The 21,806-nt window shown below is 70.3% G+C and carries 19 protein-coding genes, 1 tRNA gene and 1 pseudogene; 8 read left to right on the forward strand and 13 right to left on the reverse strand.

Going from position 1 to position 21,806, the window contains the following annotated elements; all coding sequences use genetic code 11:
- Positions 1–33: 33 nt before the first annotated feature.
- Together AC5JOC_RS00265 and AC5JOC_RS00270 are read right to left on the reverse strand one after the other, a co-directional pair.
- The gene (locus tag AC5JOC_RS00265) at positions 34–1,770 is read right to left on the reverse strand and encodes a cation:proton antiporter (protein ID WP_079705195.1); all 1,737 of its coding nucleotides are present in this window, start codon (positions 1,768–1,770) and stop codon (positions 34–36) included.
- Between the two features lie 64 nt (positions 1,771–1,834).
- Complete coding sequence (locus AC5JOC_RS00270) at positions 1,835–5,458, reverse strand: DEAD/DEAH box helicase (protein ID WP_494244806.1); 3,624 nt, start codon at positions 5,456–5,458, stop codon at positions 1,835–1,837.
- Between the two features lie 193 nt (positions 5,459–5,651).
- Between AC5JOC_RS00270 and AC5JOC_RS00275 the strand changes: the two genes are divergently transcribed.
- The 5 genes and pseudogenes from AC5JOC_RS00275 (at position 5,652) to AC5JOC_RS00295 (ending at position 8,492) form a co-directional block, all read left to right on the forward strand.
- The gene (locus AC5JOC_RS00275; protein ID WP_064294305.1) at positions 5,652–7,145 is read left to right on the forward strand and encodes an SDR family NAD(P)-dependent oxidoreductase; all 1,494 of its coding nucleotides are present in this window, start codon (positions 5,652–5,654) and stop codon (positions 7,143–7,145) included.
- 34 nt (positions 7,146–7,179) lie between these two features.
- Positions 7,180–7,266: pseudogene (locus AC5JOC_RS00280) on the forward strand (hypothetical protein); the annotation flags it as partial.
- A gap of 7 nt (positions 7,267–7,273) precedes the next feature.
- Positions 7,274–7,432 (forward strand): hypothetical protein, encoded by a 159-nt coding sequence (locus AC5JOC_RS00285; RefSeq protein ID WP_494244808.1) that lies wholly within the window; start codon positions 7,274–7,276, stop codon positions 7,430–7,432.
- 9 nt (positions 7,433–7,441) lie between these two features.
- Positions 7,442–7,747 carry a hypothetical protein gene (locus AC5JOC_RS00290; protein ID WP_137242215.1) on the forward strand — a complete coding sequence of 102 codons (306 nt, stop codon included), beginning with the start codon at positions 7,442–7,444 and terminating at the stop codon, positions 7,745–7,747.
- A gap of 82 nt (positions 7,748–7,829) precedes the next feature.
- Positions 7,830–8,492, forward strand: coding sequence for a pentapeptide repeat-containing protein (locus AC5JOC_RS00295; RefSeq protein ID WP_494244809.1), 663 nt, complete (start codon positions 7,830–7,832; stop codon positions 8,490–8,492).
- A 200-nt stretch (positions 8,493–8,692) separates the two neighbouring features.
- Here the strand turns inward: AC5JOC_RS00295 and AC5JOC_RS00300 are convergent, their stop codons facing one another.
- Both AC5JOC_RS00300 and AC5JOC_RS00305 read right to left on the reverse strand, forming a co-directional pair.
- The gene (locus AC5JOC_RS00300) at positions 8,693–9,976 is read right to left on the reverse strand and encodes an FAD-binding protein (RefSeq protein WP_124768761.1); all 1,284 of its coding nucleotides are present in this window, start codon (positions 9,974–9,976) and stop codon (positions 8,693–8,695) included.
- Positions 9,977–10,032: 56 nt separating this feature from the next.
- Entirely contained in the window at positions 10,033–10,383 is a 351-nt protein-coding gene (locus AC5JOC_RS00305) for a DUF6804 family protein (protein WP_124768760.1), read from the reverse strand.
- Between the two features lie 71 nt (positions 10,384–10,454).
- Here AC5JOC_RS00305 and AC5JOC_RS00310 point away from each other — a divergent pair, with 71 nt between their 5' ends.
- Entirely contained in the window at positions 10,455–10,772 is a 318-nt protein-coding gene (locus tag AC5JOC_RS00310; protein ID WP_079705188.1) for a DUF7882 family protein, read from the forward strand.
- A 13-nt stretch (positions 10,773–10,785) separates the two neighbouring features.
- Here the strand turns inward: AC5JOC_RS00310 and AC5JOC_RS00315 are convergent, their stop codons facing one another.
- Genes AC5JOC_RS00315 through AC5JOC_RS00330 form a run of 4 tightly spaced genes read right to left on the reverse strand, consistent with a single transcriptional unit; the run spans position 10,786 to position 12,930 of the window.
- Positions 10,786–11,277, reverse strand: coding sequence for an SRPBCC family protein (locus tag AC5JOC_RS00315; RefSeq protein WP_138946468.1), 492 nt, complete (start codon positions 11,275–11,277; stop codon positions 10,786–10,788).
- A gap of 17 nt (positions 11,278–11,294) precedes the next feature.
- Positions 11,295–11,558: a DUF1653 domain-containing protein gene (locus AC5JOC_RS00320; protein ID WP_086474529.1), complete on the reverse strand. Its 264-nt coding sequence runs from the start codon at positions 11,556–11,558 to the stop codon at positions 11,295–11,297.
- A gap of 9 nt (positions 11,559–11,567) precedes the next feature.
- A complete protein-coding gene (locus AC5JOC_RS00325; RefSeq protein WP_229939433.1) occupies positions 11,568–11,936 on the reverse strand; it encodes a nucleoside triphosphate pyrophosphohydrolase family protein in 369 nt (122 codons plus the stop codon).
- Between the two features lie 40 nt (positions 11,937–11,976).
- Positions 11,977–12,930 carry a nuclear transport factor 2 family protein gene (locus AC5JOC_RS00330; RefSeq protein ID WP_494244811.1) on the reverse strand — a complete coding sequence of 318 codons (954 nt, stop codon included), beginning with the start codon at positions 12,928–12,930 and terminating at the stop codon, positions 11,977–11,979.
- A 195-nt stretch (positions 12,931–13,125) separates the two neighbouring features.
- Here AC5JOC_RS00330 and AC5JOC_RS00335 point away from each other — a divergent pair, with 195 nt between their 5' ends.
- The gene (locus tag AC5JOC_RS00335; protein ID WP_494244812.1) at positions 13,126–13,368 is read left to right on the forward strand and encodes a hypothetical protein; all 243 of its coding nucleotides are present in this window, start codon (positions 13,126–13,128) and stop codon (positions 13,366–13,368) included.
- Between the two features lie 404 nt (positions 13,369–13,772).
- Here AC5JOC_RS00335 and AC5JOC_RS00340 read toward each other — a convergent pair whose 3' ends face one another.
- Together AC5JOC_RS00340 and AC5JOC_RS00345 are read right to left on the reverse strand one after the other, a co-directional pair.
- A complete protein-coding gene (locus tag AC5JOC_RS00340; RefSeq protein WP_430891738.1) occupies positions 13,773–14,045 on the reverse strand; it encodes a hypothetical protein in 273 nt (90 codons plus the stop codon).
- Between the two features lie 99 nt (positions 14,046–14,144).
- Positions 14,145–14,234 (reverse strand) — tRNA-Ser (locus tag AC5JOC_RS00345).
- A gap of 109 nt (positions 14,235–14,343) precedes the next feature.
- Here AC5JOC_RS00345 and radA point away from each other — a divergent pair.
- Positions 14,344–15,720 carry a DNA repair protein RadA gene (gene radA / locus AC5JOC_RS00350; RefSeq protein ID WP_064294317.1) on the forward strand — a complete coding sequence of 459 codons (1,377 nt, stop codon included), beginning with the start codon at positions 14,344–14,346 and terminating at the stop codon, positions 15,718–15,720.
- 170 nt (positions 15,721–15,890) lie between these two features.
- Here the strand turns inward: radA and AC5JOC_RS00355 are convergent, their stop codons facing one another.
- From AC5JOC_RS00355 to AC5JOC_RS00365, 3 genes are all read right to left on the reverse strand, one after another.
- Positions 15,891–16,298, reverse strand: coding sequence for an SseB family protein (locus AC5JOC_RS00355; RefSeq protein ID WP_079705172.1), 408 nt, complete (start codon positions 16,296–16,298; stop codon positions 15,891–15,893).
- 127 nt (positions 16,299–16,425) lie between these two features.
- Positions 16,426–17,091 carry a hypothetical protein gene (locus AC5JOC_RS00360; protein WP_202939473.1) on the reverse strand — a complete coding sequence of 222 codons (666 nt, stop codon included), beginning with the start codon at positions 17,089–17,091 and terminating at the stop codon, positions 16,426–16,428.
- Between the two features lie 130 nt (positions 17,092–17,221).
- Positions 17,222–21,580, reverse strand: coding sequence for an ExeM/NucH family extracellular endonuclease (locus AC5JOC_RS00365; RefSeq protein ID WP_494244814.1), 4,359 nt, complete (start codon positions 21,578–21,580; stop codon positions 17,222–17,224).
- Positions 21,581–21,806 lie beyond the last annotated feature (226 nt).

Below are 21,806 nucleotides of genomic sequence, written 5' to 3' on the forward strand. Positions count from 1 at the left end.
CACCGGAGGACTCCTGAGAACGGTCACCCAGCTCTAGTGGTCGGCACGAGGCGGCCGCAGGCGCGTCTCCTCGATGTCGAGCATCGTCTGCGCCTCGGCGAGGATGCGCGACGGGTACGCACCGCGCGCCCGGGCGTCGAGGAGCCGCTCACGCTCGGCCTGCACGACGGCGAGGCGCAGCTGGCGGTAGAGCCGGTGCGGTGTCTCGGCGTGCGTCTCACTCGGCGAGACCGACTCGCGCGAGCGTTCCCAGGCGGCTTCCGCCCGCAGGAACGTCGACTGCCGGACGCGTTCGAGCAGATCGGGGTCGATCTCCTCCTCGATGCCGACCGCCGACGCCGGATCCTCCAGCACACTGATGCCCGCGTAGCTGATCTCGTCGAGGAGGGTCGCGAGCTGTCGACGGTCCTCGGACTCGTCGATCCCCTGCACCTTGAGCAGCCGGATGAGCCACGGCAACGTGCCGCCCTGGACGACGAGCGTCACGACGGCGACCGTGAAGGCGATGAGGACGAGCTGCTCGCGGTACGGGGTGCTCTGCGGCAGTGACTGTGCGGCGGCGAGCGTCACGACGCCGCGCATGCCCGACCAGCTGAGGATGACGCCACCCCGCCAGTCGATCTGCTCCAGCCGCAACTGCTCGAGGTCGGCGCGCTGCCGCTCGTAGGCGCGCTCCCGACGCCGCCGTCGATGCCATCGGCGGTTCTGTCTCGGGAACCGTTCCGAGTACCCCATCGACAGCCACCGTTGCAGGGTCTGCCGCTCGGCCCAGCGTTCTCGTGCACGGAGCCCGAGCACCAGCGGGCCCACCCACAGGAACCGCAGCGCGATGAGCGCGGCCGTCGCGACGAGACCGATCCCGATGGACTCCTCGACGGACAGGATCTCGGCGTCGACGGCGCCGATGAGCGTCCGGATCTCGAGTCCGATGAGGAGGAACACGGCGTTCTCGAGCAGGAACTGGATGGTCCGCCAGTTGATGCGGTCGCTGATCCGCGCCTGGGCCGAGAACGCGGCCGAGCTCGCGTGCCCCGTGTACAGGCCGGCGATGACGACGGCCAGCACGCCGGACCCACCGAGCGCCTCGGTCGGCATGAACGCCACGAACGGGACGGCGATGGAGATCGCGGTGTCGAGGACGGAGTCGTTGAGCTTCGACCGCAGCCAGACGGTGACGTACCCGGCGATGAAGCCGACGATGATCGCCAGGACGACCGCGTAGACGAAGTCGCCGACCGTCGCCCACGGCGTGAGCATGCCGCCGGCCGCCGCAGCGCTCGCCGATCGGAGGAGCACGAGCGCGGTCGCGTCGTTCACGAGCCCCTCGCCCTCGAGCACCGTCAGGAGGCGGGGCGGGAGGCCGAGACGGCGTCCGATGGACGTCGCCGCGACCGCGTCGGGCGGGCTGATGATCGCGCCGAGGGCGATGGCGGCGGCGAGGTTGAGGTCGGGCAGGAGGCTGAAGAGGAGGAAGCCGGCACCGAACGCGGTGACGATGACGAGCACGACGGACAGGCTCGTGATGGTGGCGAGGTTGCGGCGGAAGTCCATGATCGGGACGCTGATCGCCGCGGCGTAGAGGATCGGCGGCAGGACGACGTCGAGCACGAGTTCCGGTTCGACCTCGATCTCCGGGACGCCCGGGAGGTACGAGAGCCCGACACCGACGATCACGAGGATGATCGGCGCGGCGACGCCGAGCTTGCGGGAGAAGGCCGCGACGGCGACGATCACCGCGATGCCGACGACCGCATACACCCCGAGTTCCATAGCGATCAGGCTATCGGTCGCTCGACCGACCCCATCCCGACGGGCTGTCGTGGGTGCCGGGAGCCTACTCGAGCAGGCCCCGGATGTCCTCCGCGGTGAGCGCCTGACTGAACACCGCGTCGTCGTCGAGGACCGCGGCGAAGAGCTCCGACTTCTTCGCCTGGAGCGCCATCACCTTCTCCTCGATCGTGTCGGCGGCGACCAGTCGGTAGACCATGACGTTCTCCGTCTGGCCGATGCGGTGCGTGCGGTCGATGGCCTGCGCCTCTGCGGCCGGGTTCCACCACGGGTCGAGCAGGAAGACGTAGTCCGCTTCGGTCAGGTTGAGGCCGAACCCGCCGGCCTTCAGGCTGATGAGGAACACGGGGGCGTCACCGGTGCGGAAGCGGTCGATGACCTCACCCCGACGACGGGTGGACCCGTCGAGGTACTCGTACGCGATGCCCTGCTCCTCGAGCCGACGAGCGGCGGTGCCGAGGAAGCTCGTGAACTGGCTGAAGATGAGCGCCCGGTGGCCCTCGGCGACGACGTCGTCGAGCTGCTCGAGGAGTGCGTCGAGCTTGCTCGAGGGGATGCCCGCGTGCTCCTCGGCGTCGATGAGGCTCGCGTCGAGGCTGAGCATGCGGAGGAGGGTGAGCGAGCGGAACACGATGAACCGGTTGCGGTCGAGGTCGTCGACGAGTCCGAGGAGCTTCTGCCGTTCGCGTTGGAGGACGAGGTCGTAGAGCTTGCGGTGGGCCGGTGCGAGCTCGATGCGCAGCACCTGTTCCTGCTTCGGCGGCAGTTCGGGCGCGACCATCTCCTTCGTCCGGCGCATGAGCAGCGGTCGGATGCGTCGGCGCAGGGTCTGCAGCCGACTCGAGTCGAGCCCCTTGCCGATCGGCTTGACGTAGTGCTCGGTGAAGCGCGGCGCCGACGCGAACAGGCCCGGCGCGACGATCGACAGCAGCGACCACAGCTCCATGAGGGTGTTCTCGATGGGCGTGCCGGTGATCGCGAGCTTGAACGGTGCTCTGAGGTCGACCGCGCACTCGTGCAGCTTGGCGCGGTGGTTCTTCACGAACTGCGCCTCGTCGAGGATGAGCCCCGACCACTCGACCGCCTGGTACGCCGCTGCGTCGAGCCGGAACAGCGCATAGCTCGTGACCACGATGTCGGCGCCCGCCGCGAGGTCCGCGATCGACGCGCTGCCCTTCGCCTGCGTGGCCGTGATGCTGCGGACGACGAGGCCGGGCACGAAGCGCGTGGCCTCGGCGACCCAGTTGGAGACGACCGACGTCGGGGCGACCACGAGGAACGGTGGTGCCGTGGTCCCGGTGGTCTCGCGCGCGTGGGCGACGAGGGCGAGGGTCTGCAGCGTCTTGCCGAGGCCCATGTCGTCGGCCAGGATGCCGCCGAGTCCGTGCTGCCAGAGGAACGCGAGCCAGCGGAAGCCCTCGACCTGGTAGGGCCGGAGGTCGGCGTGGAGTCCCGACGGCAAGGGGGTGTCGGGGACCGCTTCGATCGCGTTGAGTCCGGCTGCGGCCTCGCGCCAGGAGACGGCCTGCTCGGTCTCGTCGGCGAGGTCTTCGAAGTCGGCCCAGAGGCTCGCCTGGTAGCGACTGATGCTCGGCTTCGTCTCCCACTCCTTGAGCGCGGCCGCCTCGGTGAGCAGCTCGCGCAGGCGGTCGAAGGCGGGGTGCTCGAGCGAGAGGTAGGTGTGGTCGACCATGAGCAGCTTCGTGCGCCCCTTCGAGAGGGCCTTGAAGAGGGGCTCGAAGGGGACGCTGTACTCGCCGATGTGGATGACGATCCCGAGGTCGAACCAGTCGCGCTGCTCCGTCTCCACCGTGGTGACCGAGATGTGAGGTGTGCCGGTGAGCTCCCGGTACTCGGGGCGGTCGCCGGACACCTCGACGAGGACGTCGTCGAGCGATTCGAGGACGGGCAGGGTGCGCTCGGTGACGAGTGCCGCGTCGAACTCCGTCAGGACCTGCGGCCTGGGCGGCCAGACGCCCGGGGTCGTGAGCTCGTCGAACGAGCCGGCGGCGAGCGCCCGGCGTTCCGGTTCCGCTGCGGCGGCGATGGCGGCACCGACCCGGTCGAGGATGGCCCGTTCCGCGCGTTCGTCGCGGAGGACCTCCGCTGCGGCAGCTCCGGTGGCGGCGTCGGTCGGCGCGCCGTTCGGCACCGTGGACACGAGTGGTCGTCCTGCGGCGAGCGCCGGGGTGCCGCCACCGATCGGGACGCGCTGCGCCGGGGCGTACTGCCAGAACCAGGCGAGGCGAAGGGTCTGCTTCGGTTCGAACGAGGCCGCGAGCACGAGCACCGGTGGCACGATCTCGGGGAGGGCCACGGTGCCGTCCGTCGAACTCAGCGAGATGCTGCGGCGGAGTCGTGGGACGTAGTGCTCGAGGAACTCCGCCACCTCGGCCTCGGGGACGACGACGGGCTCGCCTGGCCCGAGGAGTCCGCGGGCCTCGTCCGTCAGCGGTTCGGCGAGCGGTGCGAGCACGATCGCCTGCTGGGGTTCGAGCGTGTAGTGGTAGAGCCCGTGGTCGCCGAGGGCTCCGCTCGTGGCGGCGTCGACGTCGGTGCCGTCGATCGTCACGACGGATCGGAGGACCACGCCCTCGTCGTCGTGCGCGGCGTCCAGCCGGATGGCGGCTGTGGTGCCGAGGACGACCGTGCCCTTGCGCGTGCCGACGAGTTCGATCCCGAGTTGGGCCGCCTCCTCGAACAGATGCCAGAGGACGGGGCTGCCGAAGTCGTCGAGGACGAGCCAGTCCGAGTCACCGGCGCCGGCGTAGGCACCGGCCGGCGGACGGGTGGCACGCAGGAGCGCCTGGAACTGCGTGAACCACTGCTGGTGCGCCGGATCGAGCGACAGCCGGTGGCCCTGGTGCGTGAACGAGGTCCACGAGATCGTCGACTTCACGAAGCCGCCGCCGGCCTTCTTGACCACGGGTCGGACGGCGATCCGGCGGGGGTGCCGGGGCTCGGGCGGGCCGTCGGCCGTGCGGGAGGTCGGTCCGCGCCAGCGTTCGGCGGTGCGCGGGATGCTCTCGCGGACCTCGAACTGCAGGCCCATGGCCGTCGGCGCCGTGGCGCGACCGGCGTCGCCGGCGAGGGAGTCGAGTCGGTTCCGCCAGCTGGGCGGCGCCGGCGGCGTCTGCGGACTCGGGGTCCATCGCGCTGCTCGCCGTTCCGCCTCCGGACGCCAGGCGTCAGGGAGGTCGTCGAGCTCGTCGAGGGCGTACATCGGCTGGTGCTCGGCCGGTTCGTCGAGCGCGGGGTCGTTGATGGGCGCGGTCCAACGCCGGTCGGAACGCCAGGACGCCTCCTTCCCCGAAGGCGGCCGTTGTGGGGCCACCCACCGGTCGGAGCGACCTTCGGCCCGGAGGTGGGCCGCGTTGCTGTGCAGCAGGGTGGCGACGATGTGCTTGCAGTCGCCGCGCAAGGGGCACGAGCACGCGCTTCCTTCGATCCGAGCGAACCCGCCGGTGTCGTCGCCGAGGTCGATGATGCAGGCGTACGGGACGTCGGTGGAGCCTTCGACGATCCCGTGGAGCCGACGCTTGTCGGGGTCCCAGTCGGCGGCGGTGACCCGGCCGTCCCTCGCGTAGACCCGGCCGCGGTCGAACGCCACCCGCCCGACGAGCCGGACGAGGTCGGCCACGTCGACCAGTGGTGCGGGCTCGGGAGTCATCGCCCCATGGTCTCACGCACGACGGACACCCTTCCCTCGGGCCAGCGCGGTGCGCTGACGCGAGCGCGGGTCTCCCACGTGAGCGCGCCCCTCCGGAGGGGCGCGCTCACGCCTGTGGGTCGCGGTCGGTCCAGCGCCCCGCGCTGACCACAGCACCGACCGGGGCACGTCCGGCGGCTCGTAGAATGAAGCAATGACCTCTCTCCCCCACGACGAGCCTGCGAACCACGCTCCCGGCGACGACGCGGGCATCGATCCCACCGATCTCGAGGTCACGCTGCGCGTCCTCCAGACCATGGCGACGATGGACGAGGAGCACCCCGACTACCTCCAGGTGCGCCGCGCCACCGCCAAGATGTTCAAGGCGGTCAAGAAGGAGCGCCGACTCGACCGTCGGGCCCGGATCGCCGACGCCGACCGCGCCGTGATCGCCGCCACCGCGACGGGCGCCCCCGACCGCATCGACGACGAGACGCGGGGCATCCCGCTCGCCACCACCACGACGGCTCCGACCGCCGGCGAGCTGCTGGTGCCGCGCAACTGCTACATCTGCAAGCAGCCGTACACGACGGTCGACGCCTTCTACCACCAGCTCTGCCCGCAGTGCGCGGCGATGAGCCACGCGAAGCGCGACGCCCGCACCGACCTCACCGGCAAGCGCGCCCTCCTCACCGGCGGCCGCGCGAAGATCGGCATGTACATCGCGCTGCGACTCCTGCGCGACGGCGCACACACCACCATCACGACGCGGTTCCCACGCGACGCCGTCCGACGCTTCAGCGCGCTCCCCGACAGCGCCGACTGGCTGCACCGCCTGCGCGTCGTCGGCATCGACCTCCGCGACCCGGCCCAGGTCATCGCCCTCGCGGACTCCGTGGCTGAGCAGGGTCCGCTCGACATCCTCATCAACAACGCCGCGCAGACGGTCCGCCGCACGAAGGGCGCGTACCAGCCGCTCGTCGACGCGGAGCTCGCCCCGCTGCCCGACGGCCCGCTGCCCGAGCTCGTCACCTTCGGCCACACGAACGACGCGCACCCGCTGTCGCTCGCGGCGTCGGTGTCCGCGCACCCGATCCTCGCCGCTGCGGCCGCCAAGGCCGACGCCCTCACCGAGGCGGCCATGACGGCCGGGTCGTCCTCGCTCGAACGCCTCGCCGCCGGCACCGCGATCGACGCCGGTGGGCTCGTGCCCGACGTCGACCACAGCAACAGCTGGGTGCAGAACGTCGACCAGGTCGAGCCCATCGAGATGCTCGAGGTCCAGCTGGCGAACGCGACCGCCCCGTTCATCCTCATCAGCCGCCTGCGTGCCTCGATGGCCGCGTCCGACTTCCCGCGCACCTACGTGGTCAACGTCTCCGCGATGGAGGGCGTCTTCGGCCGCGGGTACAAGGGCCCGGGCCACCCGCACACGAACATGGCGAAGGCCGCGCTGAACATGCTCACCCGGACGAGCGCGCGGGAGATGTTCGAGACCGACGGCATCCTCATGACGAGCGTCGACACCGGCTGGATCACCGACGAGCGCCCGCACCCGACCAAGGTGCGACTGGCGGAGGAGGGCTTCCACGCCCCGCTCGACCTCGTCGACGGCGCGGCGCGGGTGTACGACCCGATCGTCCGCGGCGAGGCCGGCGAGAACCTCTTCGGCGTCTTCCTCAAGGACTACCGCCCGAGCTCCTGGTGAGCTTCGACTCGCGGTCGTGGTCGAGGACCCGGCGATGATCGGTCCGGCGGCCGTCAGCTTCCTCCGGGAGGCACCGCTCGGTTCGCGGGTCGTCGTGCGCTTCGCACTGCCCGAGGGCGCCGAGGCGGGTGCGACCGACGCCCTCGGCGAGCTCGTCGAGCGGTCGGACGACGGGCTGCACGGTCGAGACCAAGCGCGGACCGGTCGTGATCGCCGACGCCGACGTCATCGCGGCGAAGCCCGTCCCGCCGGCACCGGCACCACGGGAACGCCGCCGCTCGCCCTAGGCTGGGCCGATGAGCAGCGAAGTCACCCAGGACCCGTCGCCGACGCAGCATCGCGTCGAAGTGACACTCCGACGTCCCTGGTACGGCGCCTTCCAGCGTCCGACGGTGGTGTTCGACGGGCGCGGCCAGCCGGCGCAGTGGGGTACGGGGAGCTGGCAGGTCGGCGGGACGGACGTCTCCTTCGAGGTCTTCCTCTTCAACCGGGTCTGGCGGTACGGCGCGGCCCGGACCACCTTGACCGCCGGCGTCGACACGTCGCTCGTCTACCGCGCTCCACTCCTGCCGTTCCTCCCCGGTCGGTTCACAGCGAGCTGAGCGGTGGCTCGGAAGCCCGTCGGCGGCCGCCCCTAGGCTGGCCGGATCACCCCATCACGCACGGGCATCGGGAGAACACGGCATGGCGAAACGCACCGGAACGACGGCACCACGGCTCGACCCCGTCCGTCTCATCGGATTGACCGACGGCGACGAGGGCGCCCTCGACGCGCACGACAGTGTCGAAGGCCTGCGGTTCGCCGACCTCGACCTGTCGCACCGCGACCTCTCGGGCATCACGATCTCCGAGTCCTTGCTCACCGGCATTCGAGCCGACCAGACCGACTTCCGGGCGGCGTCGTTCCTCGACTCCCGGCTCGAGCGGTGGGACGCGCCCATCCTCCTCGCCCCTCGGATTCGGCTGCGCGACGTCGAGCTGGAGGGCTCCCGGGTCGGTTCCGCCGACTGCTACGACGCGAACTGGCAGTCGGTGCGGGTCACCGGGTGCAAGCTCGGGTTCGTCAACCTGCGCGGGGCCGTGCTGCAGGACGTCCTGTTCGAGGACTGCACGATCGACGAACTCGACCTCGCCGATGCGACGGCCACCCGGGTGCGCTTCGTCGACTGCACCCTCAACAGTCTCGACGTCACGCGGGCGAGGCTCACCGACGTCGACCTCCGGACGCTCGAGCTGCGTCGCATCGCCGGCATCGAGCATCTGCGGGGCGCGACGATGACCCCGTTCCAGGTCGGCGAGCTCGCGGCGATGTTCGCCGAGCAGTTCGGCATCCGAGTCGAGGACTGACCTCCCGGGTTGCGCCAGCGCGGTGCGCTGACGTCACCGCGGGTCTGACGCGTGAGCGCGGGTCTCCGGAGACCCGCGCTCACGCGTGTGCCCCGCGCCCACGCCGGTTCCCCCGCGCTCGCGCCAGCGCACCGCGCTGACGCCCGATGACCCGCGCTCGCGCCAGCGCACCGCGCTGGCACCCGAGCCATCGGCACCCGCTACCGGGGCAGACGGACCCCGATGCGCTCCAGGTGTGCGTTCGAGAAGGTGCCGGCCGGGTCCAACTCCTCGAAGAGGTCCCGCGCGTCGGCGAGCCGCGGCACGACCTCGGCGATGCGCTCGGCCGTCAGGAGGTTGAGCTTGCCCCAGTGCGGGCGGGCACCGAAGGGCGCGAGCGCCTCCTCGATCGCGGGCAGCACCGCCCGGACCTCCTCGGGCAGGTTGCGCCAGGTGAAGTGCACGGCGAGCATCTCCCGGTGGTACGCACCGCTCAGCCAGAGCTTGTCGGGCGCCGCCGTGCGCAGTTCGGTCACGAGCAGCAGCGGAGCGATGCGGTCGCCGAGCGCACGCAGGGCCGTGATCGCGGCGGGTCCGTCGGCGCGGTCGATGAAGTACTCGGTCTGGATCTCGTCGCCGTTGCTCGGCGTCGACTCGAGCCGGAAGTGCGGCAGCCGCTCCCACCAGTCGCCGGGGACACCGCCCTGCAGCGTGAGGTTGTCGGGGTCCGTCTCGACGAGGTTGCCGGCGGTCAGGGAGTCCCGCTGCACGCCGAGCCACGACTCCGGGACCACGGGCAGCTCGTCGTCACCGGCGGCCAGGCGGGTCTTCCACCAGATCTGCTCGACGGTGTCGCCGAGCCAGTTCGTGAAGATGCTGACGCTGTAGGCGCCGCCGGTGACGCCCTCGAAGTCGGCGAGGACGGCGTCCCACGGGACGTCGCGGTAGACGTCCTGACGCACGCGGTAGGCGGGCTGCACGTCGACCGTCACGCGCACCACGATGCCGTACGCGCCGAGCCCGACGACGAGTCCGTCGAAACCGGGGTCCCCACGACGGACGTGGACGAGCTCGCCCGTGGCGTCGACGTACTCGAGGCCGCTCACGGCTGAGGACAGGATGCCGTTGTCGTTGCCGGATCCGTGGGTGCCGGTCGCGATCGCGCCGCCGATGGAGATGTGCGGGAGCGAGCCCATGTTGTGGAAGGCGAGGCCCTGTTCGGCGAGCCAGGCGGCGGCGATCCCGTAGCGGGTCCCGGCTCCGATCGTCACCGAGCCGGCGGCCTCGTCGAACACCGGGTCGGCGGGGATGTCGAGCACCGTGATGAGCGTGCCGTCGGAGTCGGCGAGGTCGGTGAACGAGTGTCGGGTGCCGAGGGCGCGGACGCGCGTGCCCGTCCTGGCGGCCTCCGCGACGAGTGCGCGGACCTCGTCGATCGACGTGGCGTTCACGATCCGCGGCGCTGCGAAGGTGTGCGTGCCGGCCCAGTTGCGTTCAAGCGTCATGAGCGCAAGCTTGCCAGAGCCGGGACGACCCGCAGGCGTTCCCGAAACATTTCCGGTCAGGCGGGCGGGGCGGCGTGCTTGTTCTCGAGCAGGATGCCGACGGAGACGAGCACGACCGCGCCGAGGAACTGCGCGATGATCCAGGGGATGCCGCTGAACGGGAGCGGGAGGACCGGGTTCCACACGATCGCGACGAGCAGCGTCGGGATCATCCAGAGCGGCTGCTTGGCCTGCCAGGCGAACACGGCCATGATGAGCGCGAGGATGCTCACCACGAACAGCACGATCGTGAAGGCGTCGAGTTCGAGCAGTGCGAGCCCGAGCATGAGCGCGACCGCACCCATGATGCCCGGGATGAGCGCCGGGCGAAGGGCGAAGGGTGCGGGTGCGGGGGTCGGACTCGGCATCCCACGAGTTTACGTGGAGCGGCGGGGCGTCGCCGAGCGGTGCGGCGGGGCCGATGCGGCACAATCACTGCATGGGGGTTCTCATCTACGGTGCCGGAAGTCACTACGACTTCGACGACCGCGTGCTCGCCCACCTCAGGGCGGCGATCGGCAACAAGCTGCGTCGTCGGGAGTCCTTCTTCGTCGAATGGACGAAGGGGGCTGTGGACGGCGGTGGGCGGGTGAGTCTCTGGATCACGAGCGACGTCCCGCTGCAGTTCCGGTTCGCGCAGCCGGAGCCGCCGGTCAACCAGGCGTGGGTGCGCGCCCTGCTCGACTCCTCCTACACGCCGGGCGGCATGATGCTGACGCCAGAACCCAGCACTGCGACCGATCCGGAGACGGCGTGAGTGGAGGGCTTGCTCAGCGCTGCTCCACCAGCGCGGCGAGTTGCTCCGTGACGATCCCCCAGCCGGCGTGGAAGCCGAGTTCGAGGTGTTCGTCGCGCTGGGCGACCCCGCTGTGGAGCGCGGTCGCTCGGTAGCGGGTGCCGTCGGGGTGGTCAGCGAGGTCGATCACGGCGGTGATGAACGGCTGCTCGGCTGGCCGCCAGCCTGCGGTCAGCGCCGTCGTCCAGACGAGACGCTGCTCCGGAACGACCTCCAGCACGCATCCGGTGATCTGCGGCACGAAGTCGACGCCGTCCTCACTGAACTCGGTGCGGAAGGACCCGCCGGGTCGCAACTCGAACTCGACGACCCGACACACCGCCGGCGACGGCACCCACCACTGCCCGAGCGTCGCGGGGTCGGTCCACGCCGCCCAGACGGCCGATCGCGGCGCGTGGATGATGCGCTCGACCAACAGGTCGCGCTCGTCGGCCGGTTCGGGTTGGGTGTGATCGGTGTCGGTCATGCGGTGCTCCTCCGTGGTCAGTCGGCGTCGTCCTCGACGCGGGCGAAACGCGGTCCCTCGTAGCCGTCGCGCGAGACGGGCTCGACGAACATCGCGAGCGGTCGCACCCACGACGTCGGCGGGGTCGTGGTCGTCCGGTAGAAGACGTACGGCTCCTCGGTCTCGCTGTGGCGTCCGACGCCGATGACCTCGTAGCGCGCACCCTTGAAGTGCCGGTAGGTGCCGGGCTCGACGCCGAAGGACTCGCCGTCGTCGGTGCTGGCCGTGCTGTCGTCGCTCATGTCGCGATTCTAGCCAGCGGGCGTCGCGGAGTCAGTGCTCGCTTCGTCGGCCCGGAGCTCGGACACGTGCCGCACCAAGTCCTGCATCTGACGGGGGAACGCCTCGCCGATGTCGATGCCGAACCGGTCGGCGAGCACGAGACACGACCAGATGGCATCACACAGTTCGTGCTCGAGCTGTTCGAGTCCGATGCCGTCGATGCGACGCGTCCCGTCGAGCGTCATCACGATCTTGGCGAGGTCACCGACGTCGCCGACGAAGCCGAGGGCGACCTCCTGGTTCGTCCACGGGCGTCCGATCCGCTTCGTGCTGAGATCGTCGTAGGCGGCGGCGACCTCCATCGCGTGGGCATTCAGCGTTGCGAAGTCCTGAGTCATCCCCAGAGCCTAATCAGCGCGCAGCTTGGAGGCCCGACAATCACCCGGCGGTCGGCACGACGTCCCAGTGCTCGCGGATGAGCTTGTCGTCGACCCGGAAGATGTCCGCTGCCAGAACGGGGTCGTCGGCCTTCGCGCCGACGCTCTGCGAGAACGTCCACACGAGGTCGCCGTCGCTCAGCGAGATGACCGACTCCTGCGGCGGGAAGGTCGCGGAACCTGAGAAGAAGGACTTGAGCGCCGCCGTTCCGTTCGGTGCGACCGGGTTGTGCTGGAGGTAGGCGGGGTCGAAGGCCTTGTCGAGGATCGAGACGTCCTGGTCGCGGAACAGCGTGTTGTACGCGCTCACCGCGAACGTCCGGTTCTGCTCCTCCTGCGACTCCGACGGCGCGACCGCGGGCTTCGCCGGGTTGTAGAGGTCGCTGAACATCGTGTTGGTGTTCCCGCTCGCGGGCGTCCCGGTCGCGATCGGCTGATCGAACGCCCAGCGCTCGACGACGGCGCCGTCCCGCACCCGGAACAGGTCGACAGCGGCCTCGCCTGTCCGTTCGTCGGCCGGGTCGGAGGCGACCTGGTAGTGCACGGCGACGAGGTCGCCGTCGGCCGCGGTGTGCTTGACGACCGCCTGCGCCCCGGGGACCCGCGTCCGGTCGGCGGTGAACTCCGCCAGGAGCGCCGCTCGGACCGGACTTCTGCCCGGAACCGTGCGCGACGGCGTCGGCCGCGACGAGCTTGTCGGTCGTGGCCACCGCCTTCGAGGAGGCGGGGTCGGGGAAGGCGTCCGTGTAGAGCTTGAGCACGGCGGCGAGGTTCTTCTGCTCGGTCTTCGAGTCGCTGCGGTCGCCCGTCGAGCCGCCGTCGGCACTTCCCTTCCGTGCCGTCGAGACCGAGGACGACGGATCGGGCACGGCTGCCGAGGTGGCCTGGCACCCCGCAAGCAGTGAGACGCCGGCGAGGACGGCGGCGGTGCGGACGAGGGGGACGACGAGGGCACGTGATCTGGTCATGGAATCACTGTGCGACGGCGTTCTGAACCTCAGGTGAGGTGTCCCTGGGCTTCGCTGGGAATCCGTGTCTTTCAGTTCTGACGGCGGTTGAAACCTCCCGCAGTCTGCTCTCGCGGCTCGCATCCGCTCGCACCGTTCTCTACCCTGGGTGCAACGACCGTGACATCCGGGGGGGGTGCATCGTGGGCCTGATCCAAGACGTGGGTGGTGGGCTGCTGCTGGCGCTCGGACTCCTGCTCGCCGGGCTCGTGCTCTTCCTCGTCCTCGCCCTGGGCACCCAGTACGTGCGGATGCGCCGCCGACGGCCGCAGGGCAAGCTGGCGCGCGCCGACGCCGAGCTCCGGGCGCAGTTGTTCGAGGACGGCTTCTCCGAGCACGAGGTCGCAGACGCGATCCAGACGTCCCGGCCCCGTGATGATGCCTGATCGATTCGACGAAAGGCTCCGTGCATGCTGAACCGGTACGCGCTCGCTCGCACCCTCGGCGGTCTGCTGGGTCTTCGGGGTCGGCTACCTCCTTTGGGAGGGGCTGCGGGACGCGATGCTGCGCGAGATCCCCGCTGGTGCTGGGAAGCGGCGACGGCTTCCGACGCCTTCGTGTCGCTCATCGGCATCGCGGCGGTAGCACTGATCATGACGCCCGGGCTGGTGCTGTCCGCTGTCGCAGAGCAGGCGACGAAATGGTTGTCGCGCTCTTCATCTCGCCAGGCTGGCGTCGACGGGACTCGATCGTGGTGAACGAGCCGCGGCTCCGTTCACTGACGCCGATCTGCAACGTGCTCGGGTAGGAACGTTACTCGCGTTCGAGACGAGGCGATCACTCACCTCGGTCAGCGTGTGACCCGGCGCCCCTGGCCGGGATAGGGCCCGGGCTCGATCCGATGCCGGGAATCTCGACGTAGCCTTTCCACGATCTCATCGCGTCGGCCATTCATCCATGGCGCAGTGACCGCGTCCCACTCCTCTGGGAACGGGATGTAGAGCACGGGCGGATCCACGCCCCACCCGGCGTCGAAGACGAAGCCCTCGGCCCCCTCCCAGTAGACGACCTCTTCCTTCCAGCGAGGCTCGACCTCGAACTCCGCGTCTTCCCCCGTCTGCACGCTTCGATGCTATGCCGCCCGTGCCTGCCGACGGACGGGCATGACGACGAAAAGCCCCCTCCGTCCCGGTGTTGCTCGGGGATGGAGGGGGCTTCTTCGTGGCGGTACCGGTGGGATTTGAACCCACGGTGCTCTTTCAAGCACACAACTTTTCGAGAGTTGCACCTTCGGCCGCTCGGACACGGTACCGGGGTCGAGTGTAATAGAAGACGAGCGCCGACGCGAATTGAGCGATGCCGGTCATCCACAGGCGGCGCGGAGGGCCGGCGGTGTCGGCGGCCGCGCTTAGGCTGGCCGCATGGCCAAGGCACCCTCCCCCGCATTCCGCTGCACCGAATGCGGCTGGACCACCGCCAAGTGGGCCGGCCGATGCGGTGAATGCCAGCAGTGGGGCACGGTCGTCGAAGCGTCGGCTCCCACCGGCGTCCTCGGCAAGCTGACTCCGATCCGCGCCACGGACGAACGCGCCGCACGCCCCATCACGCAGGCCAGCGCCGACGAGGCACCGCGCTGGTCGAGCGGCATCGCCGAGTTCGACCGGGTGCTCGGCGGCGGCATCGTCCCCGGCGCCGCGATCCTCCTCTCCGGCGAGCCGGGCGTCGGCAAGTCGACCCTGCTGCTCGAGGTCGCGTCCCGCGCGGCGAAGACCGGCGCCCGCGTCCTCTACGTCAGCGCCGAGGAGTCGGTCAGCCAGGTCCGCCTCCGCGCCGAACGCACCGGGGCCCTCCACGACGACCTCTACCTCGCCTCCGAGACCGACCTCGCCACCATCCTCGGCCACATCGACCAGGTGCAGCCCAAGCTCCTCATCGTCGACTCCGTCCAGACCGTGTCCTCCTCGCAGTCCGACGGCCTCGCCGGACAACCCGGCCAGGTCCGCGAGGTCTCCGCCGTGCTCACCCGTATCGCCAAGGAACGCGACCTCCCGATCCTCCTCGTCGGCCACGTCACGAAAGACGGCTCGATCGCCGGCCCCCGGCTCCTCGAGCACCTCGTCGACGTCGTCTGCCAGTTCGAAGGCGACCGCCACACCGCGCTCCGCTTCCTCCGCGCGCAGAAGAACCGCTTCGGCGCCACCGACGAGGTCGGCTGCTTCGAGATGGCCGGCGACGGCATCGCCGAGGTCCCCGACCCGAGCGCCCTCTTCCTCAGCCAGAACGAACCCGTGGCCGGCACCTGCGTCACCATCGTCATGGAGGGCCGCCGCGCACTGCCCGTCGAAGTCCAGGCGCTCATCAACAAGACGCAGGCACCGAACCCCCGCCGGGTCACCAACGGCGTCGACCCCTCACGTGTCGCGATGATCCTCGCCGTGCTGCACGGCCGCTACTCCTACGACCTCACCGACCACGACGTCTACATCTCGACCGTCGGCGGCGTGAAGATCAGCGAACCGGCGGCCGACCTCGCGATCGCCCTCGCCCTCGTCTCCGTCATCCGCGACCTCGCCCTCCCCCGCGACCTCGCGGCCTACGGGGAGATCAGCCTCAGCGGCGAAGTGCGCCCGGTGAGCGTCGCGAAGCAGCGCGGCTCGGAGGGCAACCGACTCGGCTACAAGCTGCTGCTCAACTCCGACGTCAGCAACGACCTCAAGTCGGTGCTGGGCATCGCGAAGACCGCAGCCGAGGCCGCACGGCCCGCCCGACGCGAACGCGAGCTCGACGCCGCCTTCTGAGCGCACCCGCGCACCTGCTCCACGAACCAGGGCGGGGGCGTGCTGCTCACAACTCCTGCGGACTGGTCCCGCAGGGCCCCAGAACGGGACCTGCCCGGGTTCGGACGACGACGTGCAGGAGTTGTGAACCGCGGACGACGCCGAGAGCAGGACCTGCGGTCGGGGTCGGGCTATTCGGCGGCCGGCGCCTCGAGCTCGAGGACCCGCAGCAGTTCCTCCGGCGAGGCCTGCAGCGAGTGCGGACCGGCGACGTCGAAGAGCACCGTCTCGATGTCGTCGCCGTAGGTGCGGAGGAAGCTCGCCAGCCAGGTGCCGTCGTGCAGGCCGACGTAGGGCGGCAGGGCGGCCGGCTTGTTCTTCGCATCGGAGAAGAGGAGCAGCGCGAGCCTCGCGGTCTCGGGCTGACGGAACATCCAGACCTCACCGGTCTCGGTCGGCTTGTCGGGGTTACCCGGCTTCATGAGCGGGACGACGAACCGCCCGTTCCGCAGGGCGAGGGCCACGGCCACCATGTCGCCGGCGGCGAGGGCCGCGGCCAGGGGCTCGGAACGGAACTCGGGTCGCTTCTGCTTCGCCATGCGTCCATTGTCGCAGGCCGGTGCGGGGCTGCGGGTCGAGCACTTCGACAGGCTCAGTGACCGGGGCGGGAGCGGCTCAGTGACCGGGGCGGCTCAGTGACCGGGGCGGCTCGGCGAGCAGGTTCCGTCAGTTGAGCAGGAACTGCGCGCTGTCGGCGGAGGCGAACCCGCCGATCGACGTGTTCAGGTGGTAGGAGGCGCCACCGGCGGGCACCGGGTCGCGCGGCTGATCGCAGGTGTCGGGCGCCGACCGCGTGCGGTCCCAGGTGATCGGCGGGTTCGACGAGACCGTCTTCCCCGGCTCGAGGAGCACCTGCTGGTCACTCGGTGCCGTCTGGCAGTCGGTCGACGTCCAGTACGGCTCCTCACCGCTCGAGACGGTGAACACCTGCTGGCTCGTGCCGGCGTTCATCGTGCACGCGGCCGAGCCGGTGTTCGTCACGCTCAGCGAGAGCTGCGGGAGTTCGTCCGCCGCGAAGCTCGTCCCGTTCACGACGGCCTCGACGCGGATCTGGTCGGCCGTGCACGCGGCCGCCGAACCGGGGTCGGTGGTCGCGGCCTCATCGATCGGTGCGGTGGTCGACGCCTCGGGAGCCGGGGTCGGCGCAGGGGTCGCTGTGGGCGTCGGGGTGGGCGTCGCGGCGGTGTTCTCGGTGCCCGGACCCGACGCGAGCCGGACGATGAGCACGATGACCAGGACGATGACGGCGAGCAGGACGCCGAACACGATCAACCTGCGTCGCCAGTAGACGGCGGGCCGCTCCGGTCCGCGGGGATTCGTGAGGCTCGACATGCTCACAGATTAAGTGCAGTGGCGCGGAAACGCCCGATGCCCCGCCGTCGGTGCGGACCGTGGTCCGACCGATGACGAGGCATCGGGATGGTGCTGGGTGGTGCTCGGTGGTGCTGAGTGGTGCGAGCGCCTAGAGCTGCTGCGCCGAGCGACGACGGGCGATCACGAGCGCGAGGCCACCGACGAGGAGCAGTGCGGCGAGCGCCGCGTTCCCCCACGGCTCGGCACCGGTCTTGCTCAGGCTGCCGTCCTGGCTGCCGCCGGCCGTTCCCGAACCGGTCCCGCCGCCCGCACCGGGCTGGGTGCCCGGGTCGGTGCCGGGGTCGACCGCCGCAGCCTGCACGACGATGTCCTGCCAGCCGATGACGTTGCCGTCGGCGTCCTGGACGACGAGGCGGTGGGCACCGACCGGCGCGTCCTCAGGAACCGTGACCTGCACGTTGCCGTCCGCGTCGACCTGCACGAGGCCGTCGCTGACGAGGATCGGGTCGGAGTGCAGCCAGACGCTGACCCAGGTGCCGGCGTACTCCTTGCCGACGTGGATCGTGGCGAGCTTGCCGATGATGAAGTCGGTGATCGCCTTGATCAGGTCCTTGAGCGCCTGGATGAGCGCGGACTCCGGTGCGGGCGTCGGCGGCGTGACCACCGGCGGCGTCGCGACCGTGAGCGGCACCGTCAGCGTCGTCCCCGACTCGAGTGCCGTGAGGCGCACCGTCGCCGCGCCGTCAGCGGTACCCGCCGGGACGGTGAAGGACACCGTCGCGGCCCCCGCGGTGACCGGGACCGTCCCGATCGGCGAGCCGTTGAGTTCGATCGCCAGCGAGGTGTTCACCGGGCTGCCGGTCGAGGTGAGGTCGAGCTTCGCGACGTCGAACGAGACCGTCTTCCCAGCGGCGACCGCTGCGGTCGGCGCGTTCGTGACCTGCACGCTCTGGCGGGCGAAGTCCGGGGACACCGGGCTGTTCGCCGTCAGGTAGGCGATCCACGCGTCGCGGTCGACGAGACCGGAGTCGCGCGTGTCCGTGCCGTTCGCGAACTCACGGAAGTTGTCGCCACCCTGCAGCAGGAAGCTGAAGGAGCCGATCCGGTAGCTCTTGCTCGGGTCGATCGGCGCACCGTTCACCGTGATGCTCGTGATCCGCTGCCCCTGGGCCTTCGTGGGGTCGAACGTGTACTGCACGTTCGACGACAGTCCGAGCTGCAGGTACGGACGGGACGGGACGTTCCCGGCCGCGTCGAGCTGCCACTGCTGCTCGAGCACGGTCTTGAACTGTGCACCCGTGAGCGAGGTCGTCCACAGGTTGTTGAGGAACGGCAGCACCGCGTTCGCCTCGGCGTACGTGATGTCGCCCGCGAGGATCTCCTCACGCATGCCACCCGGGTTGACGATGCCGATGTCGGCTCCGCCCCGGTCGGCACTCGAGAGCGAGGCGCGGAGCGAGTCGGCGACGAGCGCACCGAGCGTCGACTCGGCGCCGCGGTCGTCCTTCACCCCGTTGTTGAACGCGCGGGTGATGTCGGCCTTCGCCTCACCGATCTTCTGGTTGCCGATCTCCGCCGCGACCGCGAGGGCCTTGTCGGTGATCGTCTTGACCGTCGCGACCGCCGGGAACTGCTTGACCAGGTCGGCCTCGGCCACGGTGGTGCGTGCGACGTTCTTCGCCGTGTAGGCGGTGACGTCACCCGACGCGCGGTCGACGGTCAGCGTGATCTGACCGATGAACTCGCCGTAGCTGCCGGTCTGGAGCACCGGACGGGTCTTGCCGGTCACGCCGGGGATCGGAGCGTCCCACGCGTACTGCTTGTGCGTGTGGCCGGTGAAGATGGCGTCGACGTCCGCGCTCGTCGTGGTGACGATCTCGGTGAAGGCGCTCTGTTCGGCGAGCTCCTGCTCGAGGGTCGCGCCGTCCGGCGTGCCGGCTCCGGCACCCTCGTGGTACTCGGCGACGATGACGTCCGCCTCACCGTTGGACTCGTCGCCGTCGGTGAGCTGCGCCGCGACGCGGTTCACGGCCTCGACCGGGTCCCCGAAGTCGAGGTCGGCGATGCCGGCGGGCGACACGAGCGTCGGCGTCTCCTGGGTGATGGCGCCGACGACGGCGACCTTCACCCCGTCGATGTCGAGGATCGTGTACTCCTCGAGCGCGGGCTTCTTCGTGCCCTTCTCGTACACGTTGGCCCCGAGGTACGGCCAGGCGGCGTTCTTCCCGTCGGCCATGACACGGTCGACGAGGTCGCCGTAGCCCTGGTCGAACTCGTGGTTGCCCACCGCGGAGGCCTTCAGGCCGAGTGCGTTGAGCACGTCGATCGTCGGCTGGTCCTGCTGCGACGACGAAGCGAAGAGCGAGGCACCGATGTTGTCACCAGCGGAGATGAACGCCGTCTGGTCGGGTGCGAACATCGCCTTGAGCTGCTCGATCGTGCCCGCGAACTTCGTCGTGTTGGCGTCGATCCGACCGTGGAAGTCGTTGATGTTGAGCAGGTTGACGGTCGCAGACTCGCTCGCGTCGGCGCTGATGCCGACGATCACGGGGTCGTGGTCGCTCGAGCGGAACATGTCCGGCACGTTGAAGTCGGTCACGTTCGCGTTGTAGCGGGAGTACTCGAGGGCGATCGACTCGACGGAGTTGATGTTCCACACGTCGGCACCGGTGACGCTCTGGTCGGCTTCCGGCGACGCGAAGATGTGGTCGAGGGACCCGACCGCACCGTCGAACGCGTAGGTGTACTCCCCGGTCTTGGCCTCCTGGCTGATGTAGCCGGCGTCGCGGAGCACGTCCAGCGGGTCCTCGGCGTCGTAGGAGTTGAAGTCGCCCACGAGGAAGACCTTCTTCGTGCCGATGTCCTTCGAGACCGTGTCGGCGAAGGTCACGAGGGCCTTGGCCTGACGCGTGCGGTCGCCGGTGAAGGCGCCCTGGCCGGTGTTGGCGTTGTCGCCCGTCGCGGCCTTGGAAGTGCTCTTCGACTTGAAGTGGTTCGCGATCACGAGGAACGTCGCCGCGTCGTCCGCACCCTTGGGCTTGAACGCCTGCGCGTCTGGCTCACGGGCGTTGTCGAAGGCCGGCTCGTCGAGCAGGATGCGCGACTCACCGACGGTCTCGACGGCGGCCGACTTGTAGATGAACGCCGTCCGGATGACGTCCTCGTCCGCGGGGACCTTCGCGGGCGACGGGACGAACGTCCAGGTGCCCGCACCGGCATCGGCGTTGAGCGCCGCGGTCAGGGTCTTCAGCGCGTCGTCGCGGTCGAGGCCGATCGAGGCGGAGTTCTGGATCTCCTCGAGCGAGACGACGTCGGCGTCGAGGGCGTTGATCGCCGAGACGATCTTCGCCTGCTGACGCGCCAGGCTCTCGGCCGTCGCCGCTCCTCGGACGCCGCAACCGGCGGCATCGGAGTCGTCGACGGTCGTCTTGCCGCCCTCACGGTCGGTGAAGAAGGTGCAGCCGGTGCGCGAGTCGCCGGTGGTGGCGAAGTAGTTGAGCACGTTGAAGGTCGCGAGGGACACGTCGCCGCCGACCCCGCGAGGCGAGGTGGAGCGGGTGTTCTCGAAGGACGCCGGCTGCACATCCGCGGCGTTGGCGCCGGTGAGGTGCTGCGTGGGCTGGAACTTCCAGTTGCTGTTGCGGAAGTCGAAGACGACCGGTGCGGTGAAGTCGACGGCGGCACCGACCCGGACGGGCGCGGTGGTCGAGACGTACGGGAGCGGGATGCCCGTGTTCTCAGCCTTCGAGAAGTCCACGGTAGAGCCGTCGTCGAGGACGACCTTCTCCGCCGGCACACGGGCCGCGGCCGCGAGCGCCTCAGCAGAACCGGGCTTGCCGAGGACCGTCGGCGTGACGAACGGCGTCGTCGATGCCGCGAGCGCGACCTCGCCGTAGCGGTTCGTGCTGTAGGTGTCGGTGACCGTGTAGTCGCCGGCCGGGTCGAGCAGCATGCCCTCGAGACGCTCGCGTTCTTCGTCGGTGGCCGGGAAGGCGACACTGGCGGCGGTCGGAGCGCTGACACCGGTGGCGTCGAGCACGGAGACGGCGGCCGGGTCGGTGACCTTCAGCTGCGTGAGGCCGTAGTACTCGTCCACGACGCCGGTGACCTGCAGGTACTGGCCGACGGCGACGGAGCCGACGGTGGCCGGCGAGTAGACGAAGACGCCGTCGGACGCGAGGTGCGTCGCGGGGTCGATCGCTCCACCGGTGCCCGCGGTCTGCAGGTAGTAGCCGTTGAAGCCGCCGGTCGGGAAGCTCGCGGTGACGAAGCCCGTGGTGGTGACCGTCTGGCCGACCATCGTGCTCGCGGCACCGGTGCCCTGGATCTCCGCGATCGTCGCCGTACCGGGCTCGACCGGGGTGGTCGGGTCGGTGGGCTCGGGGGTCGGCTCCGGCGTGGGCTCGGGGTCGACCGGGGTGTCGCCGGCGCTGTTCTGCGGCGTGACCGTGTCGCTGAGCGTGAAGTCGGCGGCGTTGCTGTCGGTGTCGGCGAAGGTGGTGCGCACGATCGACTGCGGAACGGTGTTGCCCGACGGGGACGGCGACGCGGCCGTCTCGAAGGTGTTCGACGTGCCGTAGCCGAGGAGGTCGACGACAGCCGGGTCGCCGACGACGGAGCCGGGCGTGAGCGTGACCGCGGCGGTCGAGGCGACGAGCGCGAGCGTGCCGTTCTGGCCCTGAGGCGCTCAGCGTCGCTCGTGACGTCGGGGGTCGGCAGGGCCGACGCCGTTC

This window comes from Plantibacter sp. (assembly GCF_059073635.1).

Excerpts from the sequence above, each read along its gene's own strand:
- AC5JOC_RS00290 (WP_137242215.1), top strand. The coding sequence starts at position 7,442 with ATGAGCAGCGAAGTCACCCAGGACCCGTCGCCGACGCAGCATCGCGTC.
- AC5JOC_RS00360 (WP_202939473.1), bottom strand. The coding sequence starts at position 17,091 with ATGTCGAGCCTCACGAATCCCCGCGGACCGGAGCGGCCCGCCGTCTAC.
- AC5JOC_RS00295 (WP_494244809.1), top strand. The coding sequence starts at position 7,830 with ATGGCGAAACGCACCGGAACGACGGCACCACGGCTCGACCCCGTCCGT.
- AC5JOC_RS00270 (WP_494244806.1), bottom strand. The coding sequence starts at position 5,458 with ATGACTCCCGAGCCCGCACCACTGGTCGACGTGGCCGACCTCGTCCGG.
- AC5JOC_RS00355 (WP_079705172.1), bottom strand. The coding sequence starts at position 16,298 with ATGGCGAAGCAGAAGCGACCCGAGTTCCGTTCCGAGCCCCTGGCCGCG.
- AC5JOC_RS00275 (WP_064294305.1), top strand. The coding sequence starts at position 5,652 with ATGACCTCTCTCCCCCACGACGAGCCTGCGAACCACGCTCCCGGCGAC.
- AC5JOC_RS00320 (WP_086474529.1), bottom strand. The coding sequence starts at position 11,558 with ATGAGCGACGACAGCACGGCCAGCACCGACGACGGCGAGTCCTTCGGC.
- radA (WP_064294317.1), top strand. The coding sequence starts at position 14,344 with ATGGCCAAGGCACCCTCCCCCGCATTCCGCTGCACCGAATGCGGCTGG.
- AC5JOC_RS00265 (WP_079705195.1), bottom strand. The coding sequence starts at position 1,770 with ATGGAACTCGGGGTGTATGCGGTCGTCGGCATCGCGGTGATCGTCGCC.
- AC5JOC_RS00315 (WP_138946468.1), bottom strand. The coding sequence starts at position 11,277 with ATGACCGACACCGATCACACCCAACCCGAACCGGCCGACGAGCGCGAC.
- AC5JOC_RS00300 (WP_124768761.1), bottom strand. The coding sequence starts at position 9,976 with ATGACGCTTGAACGCAACTGGGCCGGCACGCACACCTTCGCAGCGCCG.
- AC5JOC_RS00305 (WP_124768760.1), bottom strand. The coding sequence starts at position 10,383 with ATGCCGAGTCCGACCCCCGCACCCGCACCCTTCGCCCTTCGCCCGGCG.
- AC5JOC_RS00325 (WP_229939433.1), bottom strand. The coding sequence starts at position 11,936 with ATGACTCAGGACTTCGCAACGCTGAATGCCCACGCGATGGAGGTCGCC.
- AC5JOC_RS00310 (WP_079705188.1), top strand. The coding sequence starts at position 10,455 with ATGGGGGTTCTCATCTACGGTGCCGGAAGTCACTACGACTTCGACGAC.